The sequence below is a fragment of the Streptomyces caelestis genome (genome assembly GCF_001279005.1).
Lineage (GTDB): Bacteria > Actinomycetota > Actinomycetes > Streptomycetales > Streptomycetaceae > Streptomyces > Streptomyces heliomycini.
In genome coordinates this window covers 48,908-60,133 of the sequence record NZ_LGCN01000216.1, presented here as the reverse complement: position 1 = coordinate 60,133, position 11,226 = coordinate 48,908, and the positions used below count along the sequence as shown (strand labels likewise).

Genomic DNA, 11,226 nt, shown 5'->3' with positions numbered 1-11,226 from the left:
GTCGGGGCGGGGGCGGCGACGACGGTGAACGGCACCGGTACACAGTGCCGCTCCAGACCGCCGGCGTCCGCCGCGACGACCTCGACCAGGTGCGAGCCCTCCGGCCACGGCCGCCCCGCGGTCCAGGCCCAGCTGCCGTCGGGCGCGACCGCGACGGAGCCCAGGAACACTCCGTCGTACCGGAACCCGACCTGGGCCGCGCCTGCCGCGACGCCCCGGAAGGCGACGGCCGTGCTCAGCACCTGCCCGTGGGCCTCGGGCAGGAGGACGGTGACGGACGCGGCGGGTGCGGCGGCAGGCGTCGCGGCGGCCTCGCCCGCGGTGAAGACCACCTCCGTGGTCTTCGAGTGGAAGCCGGTCGGGCTCACTGCGAAGATCTTGACCCGGTGGCTGCCCGGAGCCCACGGCTTGGCCGGGGTCCACGCCCAGGCGCCGTCGGGCGCCACCTTCGGCGAGGCGAGGAACTTGCCGTTCTCCCACATGCTCACCCGCACCGCGCCCGGTGCCGATCCGGTGAGCCGGGAGCCCTCGCACGGCAGCGCACCGCCCGCGGCGGGCTCGTCGACCACGGGGGGCGGGAACGCCTCCGTCCGCTGCACCTTGGCGGTGGCGGCGAGGAAGGCGTCGAGGGCCGAGGAGTCCCGCTCGGGTTCCTCGTAGCCGTTGCGCACCGTGCCGAAGCGCGGCGCGATGCCGTCGGCCAGCAGATAGGCGATCCCCAGCAGGGGCGGCACGTTCCGCACGGTCACCTTGTTGTGCTCCGTGATGAACGGGGACTCGCTGAAGATGAAGTTGAAGTTCGGATAGCGTTGCAGCAGCCCCAAAAAGGGCTCGACCTGCTCGGTGTACTGCTCGTCCTGCGGGGACGACACCAGGTAGATGTTGGCCTCCGGGTTCGCGCCCGCCCTGAGCAGGTCGGGCAGGACCGCGTCGAGGGCCCGCACGTTCTCCTCCGCCAGCCCCTCCCCCAGCACGCTCCGGCCCACCTTGGGGTAGACGTCCCGGACGAAGGTGCCGATGAGGAACTGCGGAACACAGGCCACTATGTTCCGGAACCCGTACCGCAGGCCGAAGTGGAGCGCCGCGCTGCCCCCCTTGGAACTGCCCCAGAGCGTCACGTCGTTCGGGGTCAGGTCGAGGGAGCGCATCACCCTGGTGATCAGCTCGACGACGGACCGCTCGACGGCGAAGTCCATCTCCCGGCACAGGTAGTAGCTGATCCCGCCCCGGAACCGGTCGCGGATCCACAGGATGTTCGACCGCAGGTCGTCCAGGACGCCGGTGGACCAGCCGTAGTCGTCCGGGGCCGCGAGGTTGGCGAAGACCACCGTCAGATGGCGGTTGCCCTTCCTCGCCCGGGCGAACCGGTACTCGACGGGGTACGCACCGGACGTGTCGATCCCGGTGACGATGTCGCGCCCCTTCGACGCTGCTGTGGACATGTGCGGATTCCAGTCGTGTGGAGGCCGGCGGCGGACGCCGCCGGCGGTCAGTGGCCCGGCGTGAAGTAGCCGGTCGGCGCGGCGGCGCCCAGGACGGTGAAGGCGACCGGGGCGGACGGGGTCTCCAGACCGCCCGCGTCCACCGCGGTGACCTCCACCAGGTGCGGGCCCTTTGGCCACGGCCAGCCCGGGTCCCAGCCCCAGCTCCCGTCCGGCGTGGCAGGCACCGCGCCCAGCAGCACGCCGTTCTCCCGGAACCGGACCTCCGCCGCCCCCGGGGCGCTCCCGTGGAACCCGAACACGGACGGCACCTGCTGCCCCGCCCCCGGCGCCATGACGGCCGGCGGCCGGAGCGGGAGGCCGGGCGCCGTCCCGCCGTCGGCGGCCGGCCCGGCAAGGTGGCCGGGAGCCGCCTCGACCACCGTGAAGGGGACCTCGACACGGTCGGAGTGGAAGCCGGCCGGGTCCACCGCGAAGATCTTCACCGCGTGCTTCCCGCGTGCCCACGGCTTCGGCGGCTCCCAGGACCAGGCGCCGTCGGGAGCCACCTGCGGTGACGCCACGAACTTGCCGTTCCTCCACATGCTCACCCGCACCGCCCCAGGGGCCCGGCCGGAGAAGCGCAGCCCGGTGACGGCCACCTCGGCGCCGGAGCGCGGGGCGGTCACCACGGGGGGCGGGAACGCCTCGGTCCCCTGGACCTTGGACGTGGCGGCGAGATAGGCGTCGACGGCCGACCGGTCGCGGTCGAACTCCTCCGGGGCGTGCCGTACGAAGCCGAGCCGCGGGGCGTAGCCGTCGACCAGGAGGTTCAGCAGCCCGACCAGCGCCGGCACGTTCCGCCGCGTCACGGTGGCGTGTCCGGTGATCGTCGGGGACTCGCTGTGCAGGTAGTTGACGTTCTCGTATCCCTGGAACATGCCGAGGAACGGTTCGACCTGCACGGTGTAGTGCTCGTCCTGGGGCGAGGAGAGCAGGTAGACGTTGGCGCCCCGGTTCAGCCCCGCCCGCACCAGGTCGGGGATGAGCGCGTCCAGGGCGCGGGCGTGGTGCGGCGGCGCCCCCTCGCCGAGCATGTAGGCGGCGACCTTCGGGTGCCGCTTCTCGAGCGCGTCGCCGATGAGGAACTGGGGGACGATGGCCACGATGTTCCGGTAGCCGTGCTTCAGCCCGAAGTACAGCGCCGCGCTGCCTCCCTTGGAGCCGCCCCACAGGGTGACCTGGTCCGGCGTCAGGCCCAGCGCCCGGGTGAACCCCGCGATGAGCGTCTGCACCGAGTCCGCGAGACCGAAGTCCATGTTGCGGCAGAGGTAGTAGGCGTTCATCCCGTCGAAGCGGTCGCGGATCCACAGGATGTTGGCGCGCACGTTGTCGAAGACGCCGTTGGACCAGCCGTAGTCCTCGGGCGCCGAGAAGTTGGCGAAGACCACGACGAGGTGGCGGTTGCCGCTCTTGGCGTGGGAGAAGCGGTACTCGACCGGAAACGTCCCCGACGCCTCGATGCCGTTGAACAGCTTCCGCCCGTTCGACGGTGTGGTGGACATGTACGGAACTCCAGTCTCAGGACGGCTGGTCGGGGCCGACCGGGCGGGCCCATTGGCGTGGAATCGGCTGATCGGACAAGATGGCGTGATGTTTCCGGCCCCTCCGCCCACGGCGGGCCGTGGCCGGCGCCGCGCCCTGCTCGCCGCGGCCGCGGCCCTCTCCCTGTCGGCGCTCCTGGTCACGGCGTCCCCGGCGCAGGACGTCCCGGGGACGGAGCGCCCCGGGGAGCAGGCCCTGACGGTGGCGACCTGGAACATGTGCGGCGTGCGGCGGTGGGGGTGTGCGGGCACCGGAAGCGAGGCGGCCAAGAACCGGGCGGTGCGCCGGCTCGCCGACGCGGGGGCCGGTGTCCTGCTCCTCCAGGAGGCGTGCCTCAGGTCCGCCGAGTCGGTGCGCGAGGCCCTCGGCCGGTCCTGGGACCTGTCCTTCCTGCCCTACACCTGGCGCGACGCGAACGGGCGCACCACCGCGGTGCGGTGCGACGGGGCCGGCAGCGGCTCGGCGGGCCTGGCGATCCTCTCGTCCCGCCCGCTGTCCGCGGTCCGCGAGGTCTCCTCGCCCCAGCCCGTGGTGGGGCTGCGCCGGGGCGTCCTGTGCGCGACGGTCGCGGCGCACGGCGTCCGGGTCTGCAACGCCCACCTGAGCACGCCCGGCAGCGACCGGGCGGGACCGGACCGGGAGTACCGCGACGACCAGCTGCGGGCGTTGGTGGCGGCGGTTCCGGCGCGGAACACGGTGTTCGGCGGGGACCTGAATCTCCGGCCCCCCACCGCGGGCGGTGCCGGCGTCCGGTTGTGGCCGTTCGCCGCCTACCGCACCCACCGGGAGTGCGACCAGACGTCGGCCGGCGACCGTTCGGGGCGTGCCACGCACGAGTCCGGCCACAAGCTCGACTACCTGTTCACCGGGCTGCCCAGGACGCGCTGCACGGTGCACGACACCGGTGTCTCGGACCACCGGGCCCTGCTGATCCGGGTGGACGCGGGCGCCGGCTGAGGCCGCGCCGGCGGGACGCCCGTCACCGGCGGCCGGCGGACCGGGCACGGCGGACGGCGCGGTCACAGGGGGCCGCCGCCCTTCGGCACGGCCCGGGGCCGGCCGCCGGAAAGGACCGGGGGCGTCACGCGATCACGCCCTCGTAGCTGTGTGCGCCGGTGGCCGACGCCTGCTGCGGGAAGCCCGTCGGCCGCCCGGGGGCGGCGTCCTGCGCGGGAACGGGCTGGGCCGGTATCGCGCCGACGTACTCCGCGGACGCGTGATGGCCGGGGAACCACTGCGACGTGCCCCGCCGGAGGGGGGTCATCGGCCTTCCCGCGTGCCGGGTGTCCACGGTGCCGACGGCCGGTGCGTGGGCCTGTCCGGGCTCGAGGTCTCCCCCCGTGACCAGCATCCGGTCGGCGAGCCGTGCGGCGGCGTAGCCGTCGTCCAGATCGCAGAACTCCTGCTGGAACCAGTGGTACCGCTCGGCGTAGAGGTCCTGGATCCGGTCGATCTCGCGGATGGCCGTCACCAGCTCCTCGGACGTGTAGAGGAGGGGACCCGGGGCGCTGCCCTCGAAGTCGAAGTAGAACCCGCGCAGGGTGTCGCGGTAGTGGTCCAGGTCGTAGGTGAAGAACAGGATGGGCCGCCCGGTGTTGACGTAGTCGAACATCAGGGAGGAGTAGTCGGTGATCATCACGTCGGTGATCAGCGAGAGGTCGGCCATGTCCGGGTAGTCGGAGACGTCGAAGACGAATCCGTCGCCGGCGCCCGGCACCGGGTCCACGACGTTGGGGTGGCGGCGCACCATGAGGACGTGGTCGGACCCGAGCTGCGCGCGCGCGGCCTCCAGGTCGATGCGGAAGTCCAGCTTGTACTTGCCGGGCGCGTAGAACTGGTCGTCGCGCCAGGTCGGCGCGTACAGCACCACCCGCTTGCCCTCCGGCAGCCCGATCCTGCGGCGGATCTGCTGCTCCCGGGCCTCCGTGTCGGGCCGGCGCAGGATGTCGTTGCGCGGGTAGCCGCTCTCCACCATCTCGCCGGGGAAGCCGAAGGCGCGCTTGAGGATCGGGGTGGAGAAGCTGTTGGGGGACACCAGCATGTCCCAGTTCTGCACCTCCTTCTCGACGCGTTCCAGGTAGCGCTGGTCGGCGAAGTGGATGGACTCGATGTCGTGGCCGATCTTCTTCAGCGGTGTGCCGTGCCACGTCTGCACGACGACCTGGCCGTCCCGCTTCTTGAACCAGTCCGGGAGGTGGTTGTTGGCGACGACGTACCGGCTGGTGGCGAGGGCCTCGTACCACTGTGGTGACCACATGCGGACGGGCGTCGCCGTGGGCGGCACCTGGACCTGGTCGTCGCGCACCACCCACAGGTGTTCGAGGTCGACGCGACGGCGCACGAGTTCCTCGTGCAGGGCGCGGGGGCTGTCGGAGTACTGGGTGCCCTTGAAGGCGTCGAAGAGCACGGCGTCGCGCACCGGCTCCCGACGGGCCGCGGGGTAGGCCTTGGTGCGCAGCAGCTTCTGCCGGTAGGGGCCGCGGGCGTGATCGGGCATCGCCGAGTGGACGAGGAGCGACAGCCGGTCGTAGGCCTCGGCCTGCGTCTCGTAGCGGCGTTCGTTCCTCTCGTACTCCTGCGGGAACGTCTCGATCTGGTCCTGTTCGATCTTCACCATGAGGTCTTCGAGGCGGTCCTCGCGCGCCACGGCGGAGAGGTCCTGGCGGCGCAGGAAGAAGTCCCACCGTCCGGCCGCGAGCGGGATGTCCCCGGCCAGGGTCCGCATGGCGGCGGGGGCCAGGACACAGCGGAACTCGTAGCCGTCCCAGGTCAGGGGTACGGAACGTTCCGCGCCGTGCGCACGCGAGCGGACCACCAGGTGGGCGTCCCGGTACTGTTCCCGGGACATCCGGTCCGCGGCCAGGTAACGGCCCTGGATCTCCAGCGAGCCGTCCTCCCGCCACACGCACCGGGTCGTGGTGGGGAGGGTCGCGCGTTCGAAGAGCACGAGATAGCCGGAGCCATTGCGGTGGACGACGACCTCGCGGTCGTCCTCCCGGGTCTGCAGTGACTCGGGCATGCGGTAGTGCCCGTCCGCCGTCTCCTCCGCCACGACGGGGTACATGGTCATCTTGCGGCCCTCGACGTGGAAGGTCGTCTTCCACCCGTTGCCGCCCATGCCCCAGGACTGCGGGACGTCCGCGTCCGCCCCCGCGTGGACGCGGGACTTCGGTACGAGGCTGCTCAGGGGCAGCTTGGCGGAGAAGGTGCACCAGCCGTCGCCGCCGGGCGTGAAGTGGACGCGCGCGTCGTGCCGGGTGCCTCCGCTCATGCTGGTGACACGGAGTTTGCCCCATTCCGGCACCTTGGGGCCGAGGTAGACGCCGCGCAGTTCCAGCTGGTCGCCGACGAGCCGGTGCTGGGTGATCCGGCAGCGCACGATCTCGACGCGCAGCTTGAGTTTGCCCTGGAGGAAGAGCGGGAGGATGCGCGTGTTCTTGTCGACGTACCGGTAGGGCGGGTTGGCGGCGCTGCCCGCGCCGCCCCGGTCGATGCCCCGGTAGCGGAACAGTCCGCGGCTGAGGACACCGGCGGCCACGTCCCAGGTGCCCTCGACCCATTGGCCCTTGCGCTTGAGACGCGTGGTGTCGATCCGCGCCTCGAAGCCGGCCCAGTCGTAACAGTAACGATTCTGCTTACTGTCCTCGGTGGCCTGCGGCGCGTAGACGGTCTTCGCCGTGGTGATCGTCATGCGGCCCTGCTTCTTGTTCCGCAGGGCGATCGCCTTCACCGACATGTGCTTCTTGTGCACGTTGAGGAACCGGACGTAGGCGGTTCCGGAGAGGATGAGCAGGTCGGACTGGGAGCTCCACCGGGCGCCGGACAGCGAGCCGTGCAGGGAGAACTCCTTGTCCAGCCGGTAGGCCTTCTTGTCGAGGCCCACCCCCCGGTCGCCGAGGTAGGGGTAGTTGAGGTAGCGCCGGAACCGCCGCTGCACGGGCATGGGGCCGCCGCGGCGCTCGAACTCGATGACGTCGAGGAGCTCGGCCAGCCGCCGCTCGCGCACCAGCAGCCACTTGACGCGGGCGTCCGCGGGCAGTTCGTCGATGATGGTGAGGTCGGTCTCGTCGAGGAACTCGTTGGCCCACTGCACGAAGGAGTGCTGGTACTCCTCGTCGGCGTCCGGGAGCACCTTCAGGTGGAGCATGAGGTCGGACTTCAGGCACGCGAGGTCGTACTTCCGCTTGCTGTCCGCGTACTCCCGGGAGTCCTGGTCGCCGAGGAAGCGGCTCACGGACCGCACGGCCGCGACCCGGTCGCGCAGGTTCGACAGTTCGGAGTGGCGCTGGGTGATGGAGGGCGCCGCGCCGCCCTCCCGGCGGCGCCAGAAGTAGACGATGTCCGTGATGACGTCGACCTTGGCGGCGCTGAAGTGGGCGTACATGTTGACCCACGAGTCCTCGTACATCACGCCCTCGGGGAACCTGATGGAGTGCCGGTCCCAGAAGGAGCGCCGGAAGAGCTTGTTCCAGACGGTGCGGTCGTAGATCAGCGCCTCGAACTTCGTGATGTGCGTGCCGCGCCGGTTCTTCTGCATCGGACCCTTGTGCAGGGGCGACTGCCACTTCTTGGTGGAGTTCATCATCTGCACGTTGCCCGAGACGAAATCCGCCTCGGATTCCTCGAGGGTGCGCACCAGGAGTTCGTAGGCGTACTCGGGGATGACGTCGTCGCCGTCCACGAAGGCGAGGAACTCCGCCGCGGGGTGGGTGTTGCGCAGTCCGACGTTGCGCGCGTGTCCCGGCCCGTGGGCGTGCTGGCGGACGAGGCGGAAGCGGCGGTCGGCGGCGCAGAAGTCGGCCGCGATCCGCACCGATCCGTCGGTGGAGCCGTCGTCGACGAGGACGACCTCGAAATCACGGAACGACTGGCGCGCGATGGACTCCAGGCATTCGGCGAGATAGGTCTCGACGTCCTGGAAGGGCACGACGACACTCAGGCGCGGGTGAACCACCAACTCGTACTCCTACCAAGACATTTCGCCCACCAGGACATCAGCGGTCCACACTGGACGCTCCACCCCCTGCATGGCGCACGGCGGCTTCTTCCGCCCTGCCCCACCCGTACCCCCGGGCCTCGTGAAAGCCCCCCTCCACACCGGCCACAGGTTCCCCACATCTTAAGCCACCCTTAAAGGTGGTCAAGATTGATTCATGTGGCATTCGTCGCTCTGCCGTGCTATCTCCACCCACTCGGAACCGGGGCATGAATCGCTGCCTATAGTTCTCCCACTGACGTGATCGCATCAGTGGGCCGGTCTTCCCCCCACCCGGGCCCTGCCACTCCGCCGCGCGGAGCCCGTGAGGAGAGGAACCGAACACCCATGACGCACAGCGCCACCACGGAGTCCCGGCATGCGCAGCCGGAGACCGGCGGCGGACGCCGCCGGTCGCAGCGCCCCCGCCGGCGCTGGGGACGCATCGTCCTGCTGTCGCTCCTGGCCGTCCTGCTCGCGGCGGGCGGCACGGGCTACTGGCTCTACAGCGGTCTGAACGACAACATCGACGGGGTCGACCTGGACGAGGCCCTCGGTGAGGACCGTCCGGAGAAACTGCCGACGTCCGGACAGAACCTGCTGGTCCTCGGCTCGGACTCGCGCGCCGGCGCGAACGCCGGCCTGGGCACCGGCAAGGTGTCGGGCGCCCGCTCGGACACCGCGCTGGTGATCCACATCCCCGAAGGGCGCCGGCAGGCGGTCGCCGTGAGCATCCCGCGCGACACGCTCGTCACCCGCCCGGAGTGCGCCACGTCGGACGGCTCCGCCCTCCCGGCGGCCGAGCGCGTCATGTTCAACTCGGTCTACTCGACGGCCGGCCCGGCCTGTGTGGTCAAGACGGTGGAGAAGATGTCCGGCGTCCGCATGGACCACTACATGGAGATCGACTTCGCCGGTTTCAAGGGACTGGTCGACGCCATCGGCGGCGTGAGCGTCACCGTCGAGGAACCCATCAAGGACACCTCCAGCGGCCTGGACCTGAGCGCCGGAACCCACAGACTGGACGGCACCCAGTCCCTGGCGTTCGTGCGGACCCGGCACGGCGTCGGCGACGGCAGCGACCTGGGCCGCATAGGACTCCAGCAACAGTTCATGATCGCCCTGCTGAGCGAGGTGAAGCGGCAGGACCTGTTCGGCAGCCCCACCAAGACGTACAAGATCGCCGACACGCTGACCTCGGCGCTGACCACCGACTCCGAGCTGGCCTCGCTGACCAGCCTGGCCGACTTCGCGCGCAGCATGAACGGGGTCGACCCGGCGACCATGGAAACGATCATGCTCCCGGTGGCGTACGACAAGGTCGACCCGAACCGGGTGGTGGCCGCACAGCCCCAGGCCGATCAGCTGTGGGAGGCGATCCGCTCCGACGCGGAGATCCCCGAGTCCGCGAAGAAGTCGCCCGCGACGGGCGGCTGACCTCCGGTACGGCGGCGCGACGGCACGGCCGCTCAGCCCCCGAGCGTGTCCCAGCGCGTGAGGTCGAGGCCGTCGCCGTCCCCCTGCCGGGCGACCCTGGGCCTGCCGTCGGCGCCGATCAGCGCCATCACCACGCGGCCCCGCCCGTCCAGAGCCAGGGCCGGGGCGCCCTGGCAGGACTCGGCCAGCTCGTACCACCAGAATCCGGCGGCCTCGTTCTCGGTCCCGCCCATGCCGAGCACGGCCGCGCCGTCCCGGCCGCGGTAGGCGAGGACGGCACAGTCGTAGCCGTCCAGCGACGTGCGGAGCACCGCGTACGGCCGCTCGGCCGGGGTGCCGCCCAGGGCGGCCGGCCAGCCGCCCGCCCGCCAGGCCGCGGCACCGCCGCTCTCCGCGTCCGTCCAGAAGAACGTGGCCCGGCCGGGTCCGGTCTCCAGGGCCGCGACCGTGCCCGGCACGGGCCGCAGCGAGAAGCCACGAGGGCCCGCGAAGTCGCCGCCGGGGGCGGACTGGCGCCAGACGAGCACGCCCGTCTCGGCGGCGGCGCAGACCTCGATCCGCCCGTCGGTGAGCGCGATCGCCGCGGGCGGGGCGCCGACACCGCCGCCGTGCAGGTCCTCCCAGGCCCGCCACTTTCCGTTCGGGGCCTCCCGTCGGAGCATCAGACCACCGTGTTCGCCGCGCAGGAGGACGTGCACGGTGCCGTCCTGGGCCACCGCCCCGACCGGTGCGGCGGGCGAACCGGACTCCTCGGGGCCCTGGAACGGGTTGCCGAGGGACCGCCAGTCGCCGAGGGCGAGTCCGGTCTGGTACTGGACGGCGTGCACGATGTCCACGTTCCGTCCGCCGTCGGCGCCGGTGCGCTCCCTGCGGCCGAGGAAATGGACGTAGGTGTCGGCTCCCTGGACCACCGTCAGATGCGTCAGTCCGGCCACCGGCACGAAGTGCGGTCCGTTCCACTCCGGGCCGCCGACGGCGTTCTCCGTCCAGCGCAGCAGGCCGCCCCCGGTGAGGGCGTACAACGTCAGCCGGCCGTCCTTGCCGCGGGTGAGCCAGTCTCCGTGGGCCGCCCCGGACGCGGTCCCGTGGTGCTCCCCGGCGGTGCGCCCGCCCTCGACGGAGGCACTCGTGGGGCCTGCCGGCCTTCTCCGCATCGTCTGGTGAACCTTCCTGAAGCCCGCCGTATCACCGACACGGGAACCCTGAGACTCGGCACATCATATGTCCATCGTTCGCCGGTGTTCCGTGCCGTACCCGCAGGCCCGGCCTCTGGACCTCCTGCCGCGCCCGAAGCGCCGGCCGCGCGGGAGCCGGCCGCCGTTCACCGGTCCGCCTCGCGCGGGGCGGTTCGCGGGGCGCGGGACACGGGCGGGGCGGCCCCGCGTGGGACGCTGGCCGTATGAACGACACCGCCGCCCTGCTCGTGATCGTCGACGCCGCGAACGTCGTCGGGTCGGTGCCCGACGGATGGTGGCGGGACCGCAAGGGCGCGGCGGAACGCCTGCGCGACCGGCTGGCCGCGGACGGCCTGCCCGGCCGGCCCGGTCCGGTGGAGATCGTCCTGGTGGTCGAGGGTGCGGCGCGCGGGGTGGAGGAGGTGCCCGGGATCCGCGTGGAGTCCGCCCCGGGCAGCGGCGACGACCACGTGGTCGCGCTGGTGGCCGGGGCGGAGCACCGCCCGGTCCTGGTCGTCACGGCCGACCGCGAGCTGCGCCGCAGGGTGACCGCCCTGGGCGCGGAGGTCGCCGGTCCGCGGTCCGTGCCCCGCTGAGACCGGCGACGCCCGGT

7 protein-coding genes are annotated in these 11,226 nt (G+C 71.8%); 3 read left to right on the top strand and 4 right to left on the bottom strand.

Features of this window, described 5'->3' with window-relative positions; genetic code table 11:
* Together ADK41_RS26005 and ADK41_RS26000 are read right to left on the bottom strand one after the other, a co-directional pair.
* Window positions 1-1,442, bottom strand: a 1,442-nt coding sequence (locus ADK41_RS26005) for a hypothetical protein (protein WP_053670309.1), incomplete at its 3' end; no start/stop codon positions are given.
* 47 nt (window positions 1,443-1,489) lie between these two features.
* Window positions 1,490-2,986, bottom strand: coding sequence for a hypothetical protein (locus ADK41_RS26000; protein WP_030832882.1), 1,497 nt, complete (start codon window positions 2,984-2,986; stop codon window positions 1,490-1,492).
* Window positions 2,987-3,074: 88 nt separating this feature from the next.
* On the opposite strand from ADK41_RS26000, the gene ADK41_RS25995 reads away from it, so the two are divergent.
* Window positions 3,075-3,983 carry an endonuclease/exonuclease/phosphatase family protein gene (locus ADK41_RS25995; RefSeq protein WP_030832885.1) on the top strand — a complete coding sequence of 303 codons (909 nt, stop codon included), beginning with the start codon at window positions 3,075-3,077 and terminating at the stop codon, window positions 3,981-3,983.
* A 124-nt stretch (window positions 3,984-4,107) separates the two neighbouring features.
* On the opposite strand, the gene ADK41_RS25990 is transcribed toward ADK41_RS25995, so the two are convergent.
* Entirely contained in the window at window positions 4,108-7,980 is a 3,873-nt protein-coding gene (locus tag ADK41_RS25990) for a bifunctional glycosyltransferase/CDP-glycerol:glycerophosphate glycerophosphotransferase (RefSeq protein ID WP_078662100.1), read from the bottom strand.
* Between the two features lie 369 nt (window positions 7,981-8,349).
* Between ADK41_RS25990 and ADK41_RS25985 the strand changes: the two genes are divergently transcribed.
* A complete protein-coding gene (locus tag ADK41_RS25985) occupies window positions 8,350-9,438 on the top strand; it encodes an LCP family protein (protein ID WP_030832891.1) in 1,089 nt (362 codons plus the stop codon).
* A gap of 32 nt (window positions 9,439-9,470) precedes the next feature.
* On the opposite strand, the gene ADK41_RS25980 is transcribed toward ADK41_RS25985, so the two are convergent.
* Window positions 9,471-10,592, bottom strand: a complete 1,122-nt coding sequence (locus ADK41_RS25980; RefSeq protein ID WP_030832894.1) for a hypothetical protein — start codon at window positions 10,590-10,592, stop codon at window positions 9,471-9,473.
* 245 nt (window positions 10,593-10,837) lie between these two features.
* Between ADK41_RS25980 and ADK41_RS25975 the strand changes: the two genes are divergently transcribed.
* Window positions 10,838-11,209, top strand: coding sequence for a hypothetical protein (locus ADK41_RS25975; protein WP_030832897.1), 372 nt, complete (start codon window positions 10,838-10,840; stop codon window positions 11,207-11,209).
* Window positions 11,210-11,226: the final 17 nt, after the last annotated feature.